The organism is Mesorhizobium sp. M7A.F.Ca.CA.001.10.2.1 (genome assembly GCF_003998575.1).
Taxonomy (GTDB): domain Bacteria; phylum Pseudomonadota; class Alphaproteobacteria; order Rhizobiales; family Rhizobiaceae; genus Mesorhizobium.
The window spans coordinates 1-458 of record NZ_RZQY01001353.1 but is presented as its reverse complement, the minus strand read 5'-3'; the positions used below and the strand labels follow the sequence as shown (position 1 = coordinate 458).

Genomic DNA, 458 nt, shown 5'->3' with positions numbered 1-458 from the left:
GCCAGAGACCTTACCGCGTCTTCCGTTTCGACGGCACGCGCTTTGCGCCCTTGGAAAGCAACTGATGTTTCGCACCGGCCCACGCAACCTGATCACCGACGTTGCCGGCCTGCGCGTCGGCAATGCGTCCGACGCCAGCCTGAAGTCCGGCGTCACGACCGTGCTTTGCGACACGCCGACAGTGGCCGGCGTTCAGATCCTGGGCGGCGCGCCGGGCACGCGCGAGACAGACCTGCTCGAACCGCACAATTCCGTCGATGTGGTGCACGCCGTCGTGCTTTCAGGCGGTTCGGCTTTCGGCCTCGACGCGGCGTCCGGCGTGCAGGCGGCATTGCGCGAACGCGGCATCGGCCTGGAGGTCGGTGGTTTTCGCGTGCCGATCGTGCCGTCGGCGATCCTGTTCGACCTGCGCAATGGCGGCGACAAGGATTGGGGCCGTTATCCGCCCTACCGCGAGC

The 458-nt window shown here is 67.2% G+C and carries 1 protein-coding gene; it reads left to right on the top strand.

Features of this window, described 5'->3' with window-relative positions; translation table 11 throughout:
- Positions 1 to 64: 64 nt before the first annotated feature.
- Positions 65 to 458, top strand: a 394-nt coding sequence (locus EN964_RS37035) for a P1 family peptidase (protein ID WP_206528860.1), incomplete at its 3' end; no start/stop codon positions are given.